This is a genomic window from Labilibaculum euxinicum (assembly GCF_009795715.1).
Classification (GTDB): Bacteria; Bacteroidota; Bacteroidia; order Bacteroidales; family Marinifilaceae; genus Labilibaculum; species Labilibaculum euxinus.
Genome location: NZ_WTCR01000014.1, coordinates 37771 through 53353 on the forward strand (window position 1 = coordinate 37771; position 15583 = coordinate 53353).

The following is a 15583-nucleotide window of genomic DNA, read 5'->3' on the forward strand; positions in this document are numbered from 1 at the left end:
ATGATTATAAAAATACTGGTAGATAATACCGCGAAAGATGGTTTTGAGGCAGTTCATGGTTTTTCGGCTGTGATTGAGGCCGATGAGAAAATTTTATTTGATGTTGGACCAAATTCCCTTTTTATCGAGAATGCGGGAAAAATGGGTGTTGATTTGGATGAAATCAATACTCTGGTTTTGAGTCATGGTCATTGGGATCATGGTGATGGTTTGCAGTTTGTGTCAGGGAAACGTTTGATTACACATCCCGATTCATTTTCTCTTCGTTTTCGAAAGGAAAGCAAGACTACTGTTGGCCTAAAAATGACAAGAAAAGAGATTGCTTCACAATTCGAATTAAAGGAATCAAAATTGCCGGTTTGGATCAGTGAGAAAATGGTTTATCTGGGTGAAATTCCACGATTAAACGATTTTGAATCCCAATCAACAACTTTTCTTCTGGAAGACGGATCGCCGGATTTTGTTGCTGATGATTCTGCACTTGCCATTAAGAGCGAAAAAGGATTAATAGTCATCAGCGGGTGTGCGCACGCCGGAATTTGCAATACGGTGGCTTACGCAAAAGAGGTTTGTGGGGAGGATAAGGTTTATGCGGTGTTGGGAGGTTTTCATTTAAAGAAACTGGATGAAGTTTTTCAGAAAACCACAGACTTTTTTCAGGAAGAGAAATTGGAAATATTAGGAGCAACACATTGCACAAGCTTTCTTGTTCAGGATGAGTTTAAAAAATATTTTAAAACGATAAATTTAGAAGCCGGAGTTGAGGTAGAATTGTAACTATTTTACCTCGTCCATAGAAATAAGATTGTGCAAAATTGCATATACCGTTAATCCGGATACAGATTTAATACCCAATTTTTGTGTGATGTTTTTACGGTGAGTGACCACGGTATGAATGCTGATGAATAATTGATCGGCAATTTCTTTGTTGGTTAATCCAAGAGCAATATGTTTTAAGATATTTTTCTCACGGGAACTAATTGTTTCTGAATTTTTATCAGGAAATGAACTTTTGTTATTTTTATTTAGAATTTCCTGCATCATATCAAGAATGGTATTTTGCCCATCCATATAATTGATATAACCATCTGCCTTTAAGTCATTTTTAAGGTTTTTCTTGTTCGATAACAAGATCAGAGAGAGTTTATTTTCATTGAAAAATTCCCTCTTTGCATCCAGACAATCACCGGGCAGCATGTCTGGATTAATAATGAGAATATCCGGTTTTCTTTTGTGCACAATTCCGCATACATCCTCTTTATTATCGATGAGCTGAATCACCTCAGAATTCTCCAGATTTTGAAGAATTGACCGGAGTCCTTTTCGGATCATGCACGAATTATCAGCAATAAGAATCGTAGATCTTGCCATAGTTAGAATTTAAATAAGATTGCAGATCGATTTTTCCATTAAGATAACTTTAGGAGTTAGTACCTTATCCTCAATTCTGGAATGATAGTTCAAATCTTCCTCTAATTTGAACAGATCCTGTATAATTGTATGGTAAAGTGTGCTGTTTGCCGGAGGCGTAAGATATTTGATCATGATGGTTTTTAAATCCATCAGTTTTTCTTCTACATCATTATGCCCTTCCTCGTATTTTTCAATGGAAAATGATTCGAAAATTTCACGGTTTCTTTCTGTAAAATTTTGATTCTTAATGATTTCTTCAACGGCTAAAACATATGGGAAAACAACATTTTCCTCATGCATAATGTGTTCTGTCAGCTCAGATTTATATCCCTCAAAGAAGTTTCTGATCAGCAGAATGTATTTCTGATCTTCAGTGTCTTCCGATTGCAGAGAGATAATTTTTTGTTCAATCTCTGATAATTTATCATTTAAATAACTTGAATGAGTCATTTTAAGATAGTTGACAATGTTCTTAACCGGAATAGTTTGAAGCTCTTCTTTTGGGAAGTAGTCTTTATCGTGATATGCGTTTACAAGCTGTAAAAAGAAGTTTATGTCGACCTCGTTTTCCCTGCAAACATCAGCAACGGTTTTGTCCCCAAATCCCAAATTGATTCCAAAACGGTGAATGACTGGAATGAGCATATAATTCAATTGAATTACATCAGCCAGCTTCATATCCTTTTTAATACGCATAGCTTGTTTTTTTAATTAATCTAAATTAATAAAAAGTGTGGAATATTCGCAAAAAACGCATGAAGAATGCCGCAGGAAACCGAAACCAAATGTAGGAATAACACTAAAAATTATCTTATGGCAAAAGATTTTTTGAATACCATTTGGTTTCAGTTGTCGCCGGCATGTTCTATCTGTACAAAATTAGTTTCTCCAAATTTGCGGACAATACCTACTTATAGGTATATTATCCCATTTTAAAATTAAGATGAGTCGGTGCAATGCCGATAGATATTTGACAATCAATGTCAAGCCTGCGCAGATAGGGATTATTTGATTTCGTTGATTTTCAATTCAAATACTAATTGGTATTATCTCCCGAAGTGAATGATTTCCTTGATATGAAGTATTCGCGATTTTGCATATTCATATTTAGGATCGTCTATGTCGGAGGTTTGCTGGAGGAATTTGGTGTAATAATCCAGTGCTTTATCTTTATTTTCCCCATACTCTTCGTAGGTTGTTGCAATTTCGTAAAGAATATCTGGGTTTGTGTTGTCTATTTCAAGAAGATTCAGATAGGATGCTGTCGCTTTTTCAAATTGTCTGGTTGCTCCGTACGATTTTGCCAAATACAAATGCATTGAGGCCTCAATAGGTGAAGTGATATAAAAAAGAGCATCTTCCAAAAATTTAATCCCTTTCTCGTGTTGATTCAATCGGGCATAACAAATTCCTGTATGGAAATTAATCATTGGGTCTTTTTCAAAGGTCGGGCCACAACTTGCAAAAGCAGTTAATGCATCTTCATATTGCCGGGTCTGCATGTAGCAAATTCCCAGTTGTCTGTGTTCGGCTGCAGTTAGGTTGTTGGATGCTTTAAGATCTTTTAAAATTGTTAAGGCATTGTCGTACCATTCCAATCCAATTAAAACCTGAGCCTTTTTCTTTAGTAGTATGGTGTTGTCCGGATAGGTTGCCAATCCATTTGAGCAGTATTCCAATGCTTGCTGGTAAGCGGTCATTTCATAAAGCTGTTGAATAATATGAACCAATACAGATAAGTCATCAGGGTTGAGTTCGTACGAAATCATATAAGAAGACAAAGATCCTGTGAAATCCTGCATTCGATCTTTTAAATTCCCTATTTGTTTGTAAATGAAAGGATTTAAAGAATCCGTTTGGATGATTTGTTTATAGACTTTTAAGCTTTCTTTGAGTTTATTTTGACCGGAAAGGGTTTTTGCCAAAAGTAAGTTGATTTGATAATCAGAGGAATCAATGGAATGTAAATTGGAAAGATATTTCTCTGCTCCGGGATAATTTCCTAATGAGTACAGACAGGAACTTAAATTCAAGAGTATTGTTTTGGAATTATTGTTTAAAGAGTTAGCTTTTTGATAATTGATGATGGCTAATTTGTCTTTGTTAAGGTTTTGAAAGGCTTTGCCAAGTTGAAAATACAAGAGACTGTTTAAGCTGTCTTTTTTTATCATTTGCTCAAGCATTGGAATTGCTTTGGAGTATTGTTCCGAATACAGGAGTTGATCTACCTTAGTTGCTTTTTGAGAAAAACTTGCAGGAATGTTAATTGCTATACTTAACAGAAGTAGGAGGATGATTTGTTTCATGTCTTGGGTTTATGATTAGGATTTAAATATAACTAAAATTTTAGTTATCAAAAATATTTTTCCCTTTAATGACAAAAAAAACCGACTCAGAAAAACTGAATCGGCTAATGATTGTGCTGTGTACAACACTTATTTTTTTCTCACAAAAATTTGAATCGGCACCCCGGTAAATGACCAGTTTTTGCGGATCTGATTCTCAAGATATCTTTTGTAAGGATCTTTAATGTATTGAGGCAGATTGCAATAGAATGCAAATGTTGGTGCGTGAGTTGGTAATTGAGTTACATATTTTATTTTAATAAATTTCCCTTTCAACGCAGGAGGATTAAGAGCTGCAATTACTTTTTGCATCACATTGTTTAGTTCCGATGTTGGTATTTTACGAATACGATTCTCATAAACCTCAAGCGCGGATTCCAAAACTTGAATTAATCGTTGTTTTGTAATGGCAGAGGTGAAAATAATTGGAACATCTTTAAATGGTGCAATTCGATTTCTAATTTCTTCTTCGAATTCTTTCATGGTATTGGTTTCTTTATCCACCAAATCCCATTTGTTAATCATGATTACAACTCCTTTGCGATTGTTGAGAATAATGTCGAGAATACTTAAATCCTGAGCTTCTACACCACGGGTTGCATCTAAAATCAACACACAAACATCAGCGCTTTCAATTGTTCTGATTGATCGCATTACCGAATAGAATTCAAGATCTTCGTGCACTTTTGGTTTCTTGCGAACTCCGGCAGTATCTACCATGATAAAATCATGACCGAATTTTTGAAATCGGGTATGAATTGAATCTCTTGTTGTTCCTGCAACATCAGTCACAATATTTCGGTCGATTCCAACCAAAGCGTTCACAGTTGATGATTTTCCTACGTTTGGACGACCAACAAATGCTATTCTTGGCAGACCTTCATCATCGTCGTTTGGTTTGATCTCAAAATCATTTACTACAGCATCCAGTAAATCTCCTGTTCCCGATCCATTAACCGATGAAATTGGAAAAACCTGTCCGCTCAGACCAATTGAATAGAATTCGTTCGCTGCAAAAATTAAATCCGCATTGTCAGCCTTATTTGCAACCAAATAAACTTTCTTTTTGGTGCGGCGAAGTATTCCTGCAACAGCCGAATCTAAATCTGTGATTCCGTGCTGTACATCTAAAACAAATAAAATAGAATCGGCTTCCTCAATGGCAATCATTACCTGTTTGCGGATTTCCTCTTCAAAAATATCGTCTGAATTGGTAGCGTAGCCTCCGGTATCAATAATAGAAAATTCTATGCCATTCCATTCAGATTTTCCGTAATTACGATCACGGGTAACACCGGCAGTTTCGTTTACGATTGCTTTTCTAGTACCCGATAATCGATTAAAAAGTGTAGATTTTCCAACATTTGGTCTTCCTACGATTGCAACTATATTGCTCATTATTTTATTTTTCTAACGCAATCTCTGCGTGTAATTCTTATTCAATTGATTAAAATCCTAAAGATTTCTTCGATTTGTCAATACAGTTTTGAACTTATTGATTGTATCCAAAATTCTTTAGCTGAGAGTCTTTGCTTCTCCAGTCTTTTGCAACCTTAACGTATAGTTTTAAGAACACTTTTTTCCCAAAGAATTTTTCCATGTCCAGTCGGGCTTCAGTTCCAACTTTCTTCAGTGCTTTGCCCTGGTGTCCAATGATGATTCCTTTTTGAGAAGTTCGTTCAACATTAATTACTGCCATAATGTTGATTATTTTAGGCTCATCCTTGAATTCTTCAACGGCAACCTCTACCGAATATGGAATTTCTTTGTCGTAGTTAGTCAGTATTTTCTCTCTGATAATTTCATTTACAAAAAAACGGGATGGTTTATCAGTTAGTTCGTCTTTTGCGAAAAAAGGAGGACCTTCAGGTAATAATTCCAAAATGCGGTTAAACAAATTCGGAACGTTAAAATTCTCTGTTGCCGACATTGGGAATATTTCAGCTTTAGGAAGTGTTACTTTCCATCTATCTACCAGTTTATTTAATTTTTCCTGATCAGATAAATCAATCTTGTTGATCAGCAAAAGAACCGGGATGTCAGAATTTTGTACCTTCTTAAGGAATTCTTCGTTTTTATCGATGGTTTCAATAACGTCGGTAACATATAAAATAACGTCAGCATCAACCAATGCCGAAGTTGAAAATTTCATCATCGACTCCTGAAGTTTGTAGTTTGGCTGCAAAACTCCTGGTGTATCAGAGTATACAATTTGAAAATCATCACCATTAACAATTCCTTTAATCCGGTGACGCGTGGTTTGTGATTTCGACGTAATAATTGAGATGCGTTCCCCAACCAAATTATTCATTAAGGTTGATTTCCCAACGTTGGGATTTCCAATAATATTTACAAAACCTGATTTATGAGGCATATGTACTCCAATTTAGTGATTTAAAAATTTTTGCAAAGATAGTACAATTAATACCATTTACGAAAATGTCTGCCACTCATTAAGATGGAATAAAGAACTTGTTGGAGTTTTTTTTATAGAAATACCAATATGTAATGGTTTAAAAGTCCTAATTCGAAGCGTTAGTGTGGCTTAAGTTTTAATGTTTTGAATTTACAGTGTGTTGTAAAGACTGTTTGTGCGATTTGTTTTTATTTTCTAAAACTATATATTTGTAGCAGAATAAGGAATGAAAACTTTGTTCTAAATATTTTATTGTTTCTTCAGGGCAGGGTGAAATTCCCGACCGGCGGTGATAGTCCGCGAATCTTTAACGAGATTGAACTGGTGTGATTCCAGTACCGACAGTACAGTCTGGATGGGAGAAGAAAAACAATTGATCAATTTGATTGATTTCATGTCAATGGAAATTGTTTCCGTTTGGCTATACCTATAATAGATGCCCTGAATAGTTTAATGAACTATTCAGGGCTTTTTGTTTTTATGCAGATGAGTAAAGAGTATCAATACATGCAAAGAGCCTTCGAGTTGGCTAAAAAGGGAATAGGAAGAGTAAATCCTAATCCTTTGGTTGGTGCTGTTATTGTTCGTGATAATCAAATTATTGGCGAGGGATATCATGAGTTCTTTGGTGGTCCGCATGCCGAGGTAAATGCATTTCGATCAGCAACAGAATCTGTTGAAGGGGCAACAATGTATGTGACTTTGGAGCCATGTTCCCATTATGGTAAAACACCGCCTTGTGCTGAAGCAATTGTGAAAAATAAAATTGGGAAAGTGGTGATTGGGATGTTGGATCCGAACCCATTGGTGGCGGGAAAAGGAGTAAAATTACTTGAGGATAACGGAATTGAGGTTGAATACGGCTATTTGTGCGAAGAATTAAGTCAGATGAACCGTGTTTTTCTGAAATTTATTCAAAATAAAATTCCCTATGTGGTGATGAAAACAGCCATGACTCTGGATGGGAAGATTGCCAGTGAAACGGGTGATTCCCGTTGGGTTTCCAACGAAAAATCACGGGCAAGGGTTCATCAGTTAAGAAATGAACTGGCAGGAATCATGATTGGTGTTGATACGGTGATTGCCGATGATCCGATGCTGACGACCAGATTGGGAAAAGGAGAAGGACGAAATCCGGTAAGGATAGTGGTAGACAGTAGTGCCCGGATTCCTTTGGAATCAAAAATACTGAATACGGGTGTTCAGGCCAAAACAATTGTTGCTGTAACAGATAAAGTTGACTCTGTAAAGATTGCACAAATTGAAGACTTAGGAAATTCCGTGATCATTGCAAAATCCAAAAATGGAAGAGTTGATCTTGCTGATTTAATGGTGAAGCTTGGAAGTGAGGGCATTGATGGAATTTTACTGGAAGGAGGAGCAACGCTTAACTTTTCGGCTTTGGAAGCAGGTATTGTTGATGAGGTAATGTCGTTTATTGCACCTAAAATTATTGGTGGTGCCAATTCTAAATCACCCGTTGGCGGCGAAGGAATCAAATTCATGAAAGATGCCATCGAATTGGAGAATATTATAATAGGTCAGCTTGGAAATGATCTGATGCTGACAGGGAAAATAAAAAAAGTGTAGCAGATAGTGGATGCTTTGTAATTTGATAGCTGTTTACCAATAACTGATAATTGAAAAAATGTTTACAGGTTTAATTGAAGAAATAGGAAGCATTAAGTCCATTCAAAGTGGAGGCAAGTCAATTCGATTGACTGTTTCGGCCCGTAAAATTATGGATGATGTGAAGCTGGGTGATAGTATTGCAACCAATGGAATTTGTTTGACAGTGGTTAGCTTTAATTCTACCGGTTTTTCGGCAGATGTTATGCCGGAGACAATGAGCCGAACAAATTTCGGATTGTTGGGAGCGGGAAGCCGCGTGAATTTAGAGCGGGCTCTTCGAGTTGGCGACCGGATGGGTGGTCATATGGTAAGTGGACATATCGATGGTTTGGGCGAAGTTGTAGGCAGGGAGCAAGATGATAATGCCATTTGGGTTAGCATTGCGGCACCTGATAATATATTGAAATATATTGTGGAGAAAGGTTCTGTTGCCATTGATGGTATCAGTTTGACTGTGGCTTATGTGGATGAGAAAATTTTTAAAGTTTCAATTATTCCGCTTACACAGGAAGATACAACTTTAACTTCTAAGAAAAAGGGAGAAAAAGTAAATCTGGAATGCGATATGACTGCAAAGTATATTGAAAAATTCATGCTTCATAGAGATGAGGAAAGTGCTCAGGTGGGGAAGTCGGATATTTCGATGAATTTCCTGAAAGAGAATGGGTTTGCATAAAAAGTAAAATTGGAAACAAACAACAATACATAAAACTATGAAATTTCATACAATTGAAGAAGCGATTGAAGACATCAAATTAGGGAAGATGATTGTGGTGGTTGACGATGAAGATCGTGAAAATGAGGGTGATTTGCTGATGGCGGCGGAAATGGTTACTCCTGAGGCAATCAATTTTATGGCCCGACAGGCTGGAGGATTGATTTGTATGCCAATTGTTAAGGAGCGTTTGGATGAGTTGAATATTGATATGATGGTGTACCATAATACTGATGCAAAGCAAACGGCCTTTACCGTAAGTATTGATGCTGCAGATTGTTCAACCGGTATTTCTGCTCACGAACGTGCGCATACAATACAGAAAGTATTTGATAAGAATGCCAAACCGGAAGATTTTACCCGTCCGGGACACATTTTTCCTTTGGTAGCGCGTAAAAATGGAGTTTTGGTTCGTGCAGGACACACCGAAGCGGCTGTTGATCTGGCAAGAATGGCAGGATTGTATCCGGCAGGCGTAATTTGTGAAATTATGAATGAGGATGGGACCATGGCCCGTGTTCCTCAGCTCAGAGAATACATCAAAAAGCATGATTTAAAAATGATTACGATTGCTGATTTGATTGAGTATCGCAGACAAACAGAGAGCGTAATCGAAAAAGTAACTGAAACAGCAATGCCAACAAAACATGGCGAATTTAGAGCTCATGGTTTTGTCAATAAAATTACCGGTGAGCATCATGTCGCTTTGGTAAAAGGAGATATTGATACTTCTGAACCAGTGTTGGTTCGGGTGCATTCTGAATGTTTAACCGGTGATGCGTTTGGTTCTATGCGTTGCGATTGCGGCGATCAGCTGCAGGAAGCTTTGCGGAGAATCGAAGAGGCTGGCAGAGGTGTGTTGTTATATATGCGTCAGGAAGGCCGGGGGATTGGTTTAATTAATAAATTAAAGGCTTACCAACTTCAGGATATGGGGATGGATACTGTTGAGGCAAACCTGGCATTAGGATTTAAGGCCGATTTACGTGATTATGGTATTGGTGCTGCTATTTTAGCTGAATTGGGTGTTAAGAATTTGACTTTAATGACCAATAATCCACTGAAAGTTGCTGGTTTAAAAGGATATGGATTGAAAATTGTTGCTCGTGAAGAGATTGAAATGACTTGCAATGAAAAAAATGAATTCTATATGCAGACCAAAATGAATAAAATGGGTCATCTATTGCATCAGGATGTAAAGTGGAATTTGCAAAACGATGATAAAAAGATAAAATAAGTATATGTGTTAATGAGTGAATGAGGTAACAAGAATTGCTTTTGAAGAAGAGTAATCTCACAGCTGAAATCTCATTTCTCACATCTAAAATCAAATAAAATGAATATTATTGAAGGTAAGCTTATTGCGAAAGATTTAAAATTCGGTATTGTTGCCGGTCGTTTTAATGAATTTATTGGAGGTAAATTGTTAGCAGGTGCTTTGGATGCGATCAACCGTCATGGAGCTTCAACTGATGATGTAGATGTCGCCTGGGTTCCCGGAGCATTTGAAATTCCATTGATTGCCAAGAAGATGGCAAAAAGCGGTAAATACGATGCGGTTATTTGTTTGGGTGCTGTAATTAAAGGTTCAACTCCTCATTTTGAATATGTGTCGAGCGAAGTAACTAAAGGTGTTGCAAGTGTTTCCTTAGATTCGGAAGTGCCTGTTATTTTTGGTGTTTTAACTACCGATTCTATTGAGCAGGCTATTGAACGTGCCGGAACTAAAGCTGGAAACAAGGGATTTGAAGCAGCGGTATCTGCTATTGAGATGGCTAATTTGCTGAAGCAATTTTAAGAATACAATATGTCAAAAAAATCCCGGCAGTGATGCCGGGATTTTTTTATACAATGTCTACTGAGTAGATACTTATTGCGATTAATATATTTTAAGCATGCTTACCTCTTTTTCGCTTAGGAATCTCCATTTCCCTCTTGGGATGTTTTTCTTTGTGATTCCTGCAAAAAGTACGCGGTCCAATTTTTCGATTTCGTAACCCAGATGCTCAAAAATGCGTCGAACAATTCTGTTTCGGCCCGAATGAATTTCTATTCCAACCTGAGTTTTATCGGTTTCACTTGTAAAACTAATGGCATCAGCTTTAATTGCTCCATCTTCTAATTCCAGTCCAGCAATTACCTGATCTAGTTCTTCCTGAGAAATTGGTCTGTCAAGGAATACATGGTAAATCTTTTTTTTGTTGTAGCTCGGATGAGTAAGACGTTTTGTTAAATCGCCATCGTTGGTGAAAATTAAAACTCCGGTAGTCATACGATCCAGTCTTCCTACAGGATAAACTCTTTCGGGACATGCATGACTAATTAAATCCATAACCGTTTTTCTTCCCAGAGGATCATCAAGAGTAGTTACAAAATCTTTGGGTTTGTTTAAAACCAAATAGACTTTTGCTTCGGCCTCCAATTGTTTACCATCCATGCAAACTACATCATCAATGTTTACTTTGGTGCCAACCTCTTTAACAATTTCGCCGTTAACGGTTATTCTGCCTTCTTCAATCCGCAGGTCTGCAGCTCTTCTTGAGCATGCTCCTGTGTTCGAAATGTATTTGTTAAGTCTTAGGATACCATCTTCCGGACCTGATAGTTTAGCAAAAGCCAATTGTTTTTTCTTGCTGTAATGCTTTTTTTGAAGGGTTTCTTTATCAGGTTTGTTTTTAAAACGATCATAAGGTTTTGCAGTAGAATCTTGATCTTCATCAAAATCATTTGCAAATCTTTTTTTGTTTCCTGTAAATTCTGATCTTTCTTCGTCTCTTTTTGAGTGGTCGAAATCTCTTCCCGGTCTGAAGTTTGAGTCTTCACTGTGTCTTCTTCTGTCAGAATTTTCTGATCTGCCACCAAAGTTGTGATCTCGTGATCCTGAATCCCGGCCAAATTTACGGGTTGAGTCTCCAAATCGGGGTTTTCCTCTGTAAGAGTCTTTTTCAGATCTGTTGTCGTCAGATCTTCTTGACGAGCCTGATCTTGAATCAGAACCTCGTGAATTTCTGTAAGAATCACTGCTGCGTCTGTCAGAACTTTCTGATCTGCTGCCAGTATTTCTATTTCTGGAATCCGAATCCCTGCCAAATTTGCGATTTGGTTCTTCCGATCCGGATCTTCTTCTGTCGGAACTTCTTTCCGAACTGTCACCATCAGATCTTCTTGATGATTGTGGTCTTGTGTTGTCTCTTTGAAAAGGTTTTTCTGAATTATCTCTTCGTTGTCGGGGATATTCTGATTTCCCCTCATTGTTGCGTGATTCTGAATCCTTTTTGAATCGAGGATTTGCACCACCAGGTTTTCTATCGTTTTCTGTTTTTGATCTAAAAGAAGATTTTTCTTTTCTATCTTTCCCGTATTTTTTTTCTTCCATTTTTGAGTAAATGATCATTGTTCTGAACCTGCAAAGGTACTAATAATCAAAGAATATATTAATTCCACCAGTTAAAAAAGTGAAATAAAGAAAATCAATTTCAATTTTGCTTTTTTACTCTTGATCGAAATTATAAATTTGTCATACAAATTAAGAGATGAATGTTTGTTCAGAATCTTTTTTATGAATCAGTAAACATTAAAATTGGATAAATAATATGGCATTAATTAAATCAATTTCCGGAATCAGAGGAACGATTGGCGGTAAGGTTGGAGATGGATTAAGTCCTCTTGATGTTGTGAAATTTTCAGCAGCATATGGTACCTGGGTATTACGAAGAAACAGCGGACAAAAGGTAAAAGTAGTTGTTGGACGGGATGCCCGGATTTCCGGCGAAATGGTCGATATGCTTGTGGTTGGAACTCTTTTGGGCTTAGGAATTGATGTTGTGGAAATTGGCTTGGCAACTACGCCAACCACTGAAATTGCAGTTGCCGAAGAAAAAGCTCAGGGAGGTATTATTTTAACTGCCAGTCACAATCCTAAACAATGGAATGCATTAAAACTACTCGATGAAAAAGGGGAGTTTTTGAACGATAACGATGGGAAAATTGTTCTTTCCATCGCTGATAATGAAGATTTTCTATTTGCCGATGTAGATGATTTAGGTCAGCTTTCTCATGTAGATAATTACACTCAAAAACATATTGATCATGTTTTAGCACTTAAGTTGGTTGATGCTGATGCAATAAGAAAAGCAAATTTTACGGTTGCTGTTGATGCAGTAAATTCGGTTGGTGGTATTGTAATTCCGCAATTATTGAAAGCTTTGGGTGTTGAAAATGTTGTAGAATTATATTGCGAGCCAAACGGACAATTTCCTCATAATCCGGAGCCACTGCCAGAGCATTTAACTGAAATTGCTTCGGTAATGAAGGAAGGTAAGGCCGATTTAGGATTTGTAGTTGATCCTGACGTTGATCGTTTGGCTATTGTGAACGAAGATGGAAGCATGTTTGGTGAAGAATATACATTGGTGGCATGTGCTGATTACGTATTGGCAAATACACCCGGAAATACGGTTTCAAATCTTTCATCAACCCGTGCTTTGCGCGATGTTACAGAGAAACATGGAGGAACATACGAAGCTTCGGCTGTTGGCGAAGTGAATGTAGTTACCAAAATGAAAGAAAATAATGCCATAATTGGTGGTGAGGGTAATGGAGGTATTATTTATCCTGAAAGTCATTATGGCAGAGATGCTTTGGTTGGGGTTGCTTTGATTTTGACGCACATGGCAAAAACAAAGAAAAAAGCTTCGGAGTTAAGAGCAAGTTATCCGAACTATTTTATCTCAAAAAATAAAATTCAGTTAACTCCCGAAATTGATGTTGATGAGGTTTTAGTTGCCATGAAAGAAAAATACAGGAATGAGAAAGTGAACGATATTGATGGGATTAAAATTGATTTTGCATCGGAATGGGTTCATCTGCGAAAATCAAACACTGAACCAATTATCCGAATTTATTCGGAGAGTGAAAATGAGGATTCTGCAAATCAATTGGCAGAAAAAATTATTTCAGAGATCGAAGAAATAATCAAATAGGATTTTTTTTTTGAGAAGCGCAGGATTAATTTTCCTGCGTTTTTTTTTTTTGATAAAAGAAAATTTTCCGTAATCGTTTGCATTTCTTCGATCTTATAAATTTAAAGCTTTTTTGGAGCGATTTAATCAGATTTCTTCCGATTTAATTTTATCTCGGAACTTCTATTCTCCTTGCTAAATGTGGCTTCTGATAATAAGATCTGTTTGTCGTTATTGAACAGAAGAGCCTGTATGGGTGTTTATACCCAGTTTTGAAATAGTTAAATATGTCAGAAGTTAGATAATTGTTATCTAATTTTTATATATTTAAGTGAGACTGTTGAAAAGCAGGTCTTTTTCTGAATTATTTTCTGGCATTGTGTATATATTTGCTAGCCAATAAAGAAAAAATTCTCCATTGATACGAATACAAATAGATATAATCAAAGATTAAAGCCTTATGAAAATTACCGTTGTAGGTGCAGGAAATGTTGGCGCAACTTGTGCAAATTGCATTGCCCAAAAGGAATTAGCAAACGAAGTAATTATTGTTGACATTAAAGATGGATTGTCAGAGGGAAAAGCTCTTGATATGTGGCAAACTGCTCCGATTAATTATTACGATACAAGAGTTAAAGGAGTAACTAATGATTATGCAGCAACTGCTGGATCAGAGGTTGTTGTTATTACATCAGGTCTTCCGCGTAAACCGGGAATGAGTCGTGATGACTTAATCGCTACCAATGCTGGTATTGTAAAATCGGTTACTGAAAATGTAATTGCTCATTCTCCTGATGCAATCATCATTATCGTGTCAAATCCTTTAGATGTTATGACTTACGCTGCTTTCTTAACAGCTAAAAAAGCATCTAACAAAGTATTTGGTATGGCTGGTGTATTGGATACAGCTCGTTACCGTGCTTTTCTTGCTGAAGAATTAAATGTTTCTCCTAAGGATATTCAGGCATTGTTGATGGGTGGACACGGAGATACAATGGTTCCACTTCCTCGTTACACTACTGTAGCAGGTATTCCTGTAACTGATTTGATCGAAGAAGATAAATTGAATGCTATTATCGAAAGAACTAAATTTGGTGGTGGTGAATTGGTAAACCTGATGGGAACTTCAGCTTGGTATGCTCCAGGTGCTGCTGCTGCTCAAATGGTAGAAGCCATTGTTCGCGATCAAAAAAGAATTTTCCCGGTATGTGCTCTGTTGAACGGAGAATATGGAATGAAAGATATTTTCTTGGGAGTGCCTGTTGTTTTAGGTAAAAACGGTATCGAGAAAGTAATCGAAGTGAAATTAAACACAGAGGAAATGGAATTGTTGAAAGGATCAGCAGAAGCTGTTAAATCTGTAATGAAAGTGTTAGATGAAATGAATATTCTATCTTAGTTAGAAGATTTCATTTACTAAAATATTGAGGTTGTCTCCATGAGAGACAACCTTTTTTGTTTTGTAAAATCAAACAGAAATAAATTCCACCTTAAATTCTGAACAATGTCATCTGTAAATCAGGATTTATAAAATTTTTAGATAGATTATTATTTTGTTAATGTTTTAAGGGTTTTATGTAATTTATGGCACAAAATCCTGTTCTTTTGGTATATTTGCTGTCCTTTGTTCAGAAAGCCCATGAAAATTGAAGTCCCAATAGAGATAATAGAACTTGAAACTGAAAGTTTCCATCTTTTAATCAGATGTAAAGTAAACAGTAGTCATGAAGGAGATCTTGTGATTGATACCGGCGCTTCAAAAACGGTTTTAGACCGGAATTTCGTACCTGCTTACACCTTGTCTGAGTATCAAACCTCAGAAATAAAGTCGCGGGGTTTGGGGGAAGGAAGTTTAAATACCGAAATGGTTAAGATAGATTCATTCCAATTAGGAGATCTTCTTGTAAATGATTTTCATTGTGCAATTATTGATTTGGCAGGAATAAACGAGATGTACATGGAGCACTGTCAGCGGGAAATTTGCGGATTACTTGGAAGTGACTTTCTTTTAAAACACGGAGCAATTATCGATTATGGAAGAAAAATTCTGAAATTGAGAATTCTTTAAATCCCATGTCTTTCACCAAAGACGTAAAGTCGG

At 36.7% G+C, this 15583-nt stretch carries 14 protein-coding genes and 1 riboswitch; of the genes, 8 read left to right on the top strand and 6 right to left on the bottom strand.

The annotated features are described in order from the left end of the window. Positions 1-777 carry an MBL fold metallo-hydrolase gene (locus GQR60_RS16660; protein ID WP_160463505.1) on the top strand — a complete coding sequence of 259 codons (777 nt, stop codon included), beginning with the start codon at positions 1-3 and terminating at the stop codon, positions 775-777. Here GQR60_RS16660 and GQR60_RS16665 read toward each other — a convergent pair whose 3' ends face one another. The 5 genes from GQR60_RS16665 to era all read right to left on the bottom strand — a co-directional run bounded on the left by GQR60_RS16665 (position 778) and on the right by era (position 6132). Then, entirely contained in the window at positions 778-1371 is a 594-nt protein-coding gene (locus GQR60_RS16665) for a response regulator transcription factor (RefSeq protein WP_124994024.1), read from the bottom strand. It lies immediately after the preceding gene. A gap of 9 nt (positions 1372-1380) precedes the next feature. After that, positions 1381-2109, bottom strand: coding sequence for a hemerythrin domain-containing protein (locus GQR60_RS16670; RefSeq protein WP_101309628.1), 729 nt, complete (start codon positions 2107-2109; stop codon positions 1381-1383). A gap of 350 nt (positions 2110-2459) precedes the next feature. Next, the gene (locus GQR60_RS16675; RefSeq protein WP_124994025.1) at positions 2460-3719 is read right to left on the bottom strand and encodes a tetratricopeptide repeat protein; all 1260 of its coding nucleotides are present in this window, start codon (positions 3717-3719) and stop codon (positions 2460-2462) included. 129 nt (positions 3720-3848) lie between these two features. After that, on the bottom strand, positions 3849-5156 hold the full coding sequence (gene der / locus GQR60_RS16680) for a ribosome biogenesis GTPase Der (protein WP_124994026.1): 1308 nt from the start codon (positions 5154-5156) through the stop codon (positions 3849-3851). 94 nt (positions 5157-5250) lie between these two features. Further along, positions 5251-6132 carry a GTPase Era gene (gene era / locus GQR60_RS16685; protein ID WP_124994027.1) on the bottom strand — a complete coding sequence of 294 codons (882 nt, stop codon included), beginning with the start codon at positions 6130-6132 and terminating at the stop codon, positions 5251-5253. A gap of 294 nt (positions 6133-6426) precedes the next feature. Continuing rightward, positions 6427-6545: riboswitch (FMN riboswitch) on the top strand. Positions 6546-6591: 46 nt separating this feature from the next. Here era and ribD point away from each other — a divergent pair. From ribD to ribH, 4 genes are all read left to right on the top strand, one after another. Next, the gene (gene ribD / locus GQR60_RS16690; protein WP_225441444.1) at positions 6592-7764 is read left to right on the top strand and encodes a bifunctional diaminohydroxyphosphoribosylaminopyrimidine deaminase/5-amino-6-(5-phosphoribosylamino)uracil reductase RibD; all 1173 of its coding nucleotides are present in this window, start codon (positions 6592-6594) and stop codon (positions 7762-7764) included. A gap of 58 nt (positions 7765-7822) precedes the next feature. Beyond that, positions 7823-8482 carry a riboflavin synthase gene (locus GQR60_RS16695; protein WP_124994028.1) on the top strand — a complete coding sequence of 220 codons (660 nt, stop codon included), beginning with the start codon at positions 7823-7825 and terminating at the stop codon, positions 8480-8482. A gap of 37 nt (positions 8483-8519) precedes the next feature. Then, on the top strand, positions 8520-9758 hold the full coding sequence (locus GQR60_RS16700) for a bifunctional 3,4-dihydroxy-2-butanone-4-phosphate synthase/GTP cyclohydrolase II (protein ID WP_124994029.1): 1239 nt from the start codon (positions 8520-8522) through the stop codon (positions 9756-9758). Between the two features lie 99 nt (positions 9759-9857). Further along, positions 9858-10319, top strand: a complete 462-nt coding sequence (ribH, locus tag GQR60_RS16705) for a 6,7-dimethyl-8-ribityllumazine synthase (protein ID WP_101309634.1) — start codon at positions 9858-9860, stop codon at positions 10317-10319. Between the two features lie 81 nt (positions 10320-10400). On the opposite strand, the gene GQR60_RS16710 is transcribed toward ribH, so the two are convergent. After that, entirely contained in the window at positions 10401-11897 is a 1497-nt protein-coding gene (locus GQR60_RS16710) for a pseudouridine synthase (RefSeq protein WP_124994030.1), read from the bottom strand. A 217-nt stretch (positions 11898-12114) separates the two neighbouring features. On the opposite strand from GQR60_RS16710, the gene glmM reads away from it, so the two are divergent. The 3 genes from glmM to GQR60_RS16725 all read left to right on the top strand — a co-directional run bounded on the left by glmM (position 12115) and on the right by GQR60_RS16725 (position 15550). Next, positions 12115-13503: a phosphoglucosamine mutase gene (gene glmM, locus GQR60_RS16715; protein ID WP_124994031.1), complete on the top strand. Its 1389-nt coding sequence runs from the start codon at positions 12115-12117 to the stop codon at positions 13501-13503. Positions 13504-13942: 439 nt separating this feature from the next. Further along, positions 13943-14881 carry a malate dehydrogenase gene (gene mdh / locus GQR60_RS16720; RefSeq protein ID WP_101309636.1) on the top strand — a complete coding sequence of 313 codons (939 nt, stop codon included), beginning with the start codon at positions 13943-13945 and terminating at the stop codon, positions 14879-14881. Between the two features lie 240 nt (positions 14882-15121). Further along, positions 15122-15550, top strand: coding sequence for a retropepsin-like aspartic protease (locus tag GQR60_RS16725; protein WP_124994032.1), 429 nt, complete (start codon positions 15122-15124; stop codon positions 15548-15550). The last annotated feature ends 33 nt before the right edge of the window (positions 15551-15583 follow it).

What these genes read in the sequence shown, in the direction of transcription:
- GQR60_RS16660 (WP_160463505.1), top strand. Translation starts at nt 1, where the DNA reads ATGATTATAAAAATACTGGTAGATAATACCGCGAAAGATGGTTTTGAG.
- GQR60_RS16665 (WP_124994024.1), bottom strand. Translation starts at nt 1,371, where the DNA reads ATGGCAAGATCTACGATTCTTATTGCTGATAATTCGTGCATGATCCGA.
- GQR60_RS16670 (WP_101309628.1), bottom strand. Translation starts at nt 2,109, where the DNA reads ATGCGTATTAAAAAGGATATGAAGCTGGCTGATGTAATTCAATTGAAT.
- GQR60_RS16675 (WP_124994025.1), bottom strand. Translation starts at nt 3,719, where the DNA reads ATGAAACAAATCATCCTCCTACTTCTGTTAAGTATAGCAATTAACATT.
- der (WP_124994026.1), bottom strand. Translation starts at nt 5,156, where the DNA reads ATGAGCAATATAGTTGCAATCGTAGGAAGACCAAATGTTGGAAAATCT.
- era (WP_124994027.1), bottom strand. Translation starts at nt 6,132, where the DNA reads ATGCCTCATAAATCAGGTTTTGTAAATATTATTGGAAATCCCAACGTT.
- GQR60_RS16695 (WP_124994028.1), top strand. Translation starts at nt 7,823, where the DNA reads ATGTTTACAGGTTTAATTGAAGAAATAGGAAGCATTAAGTCCATTCAA.
- GQR60_RS16700 (WP_124994029.1), top strand. Translation starts at nt 8,520, where the DNA reads ATGAAATTTCATACAATTGAAGAAGCGATTGAAGACATCAAATTAGGG.
- ribH (WP_101309634.1), top strand. Translation starts at nt 9,858, where the DNA reads ATGAATATTATTGAAGGTAAGCTTATTGCGAAAGATTTAAAATTCGGT.
- GQR60_RS16710 (WP_124994030.1), bottom strand. Translation starts at nt 11,897, where the DNA reads ATGGAAGAAAAAAAATACGGGAAAGATAGAAAAGAAAAATCTTCTTTT.
- glmM (WP_124994031.1), top strand. Translation starts at nt 12,115, where the DNA reads ATGGCATTAATTAAATCAATTTCCGGAATCAGAGGAACGATTGGCGGT.
- mdh (WP_101309636.1), top strand. Translation starts at nt 13,943, where the DNA reads ATGAAAATTACCGTTGTAGGTGCAGGAAATGTTGGCGCAACTTGTGCA.
- GQR60_RS16725 (WP_124994032.1), top strand. Translation starts at nt 15,122, where the DNA reads ATGAAAATTGAAGTCCCAATAGAGATAATAGAACTTGAAACTGAAAGT.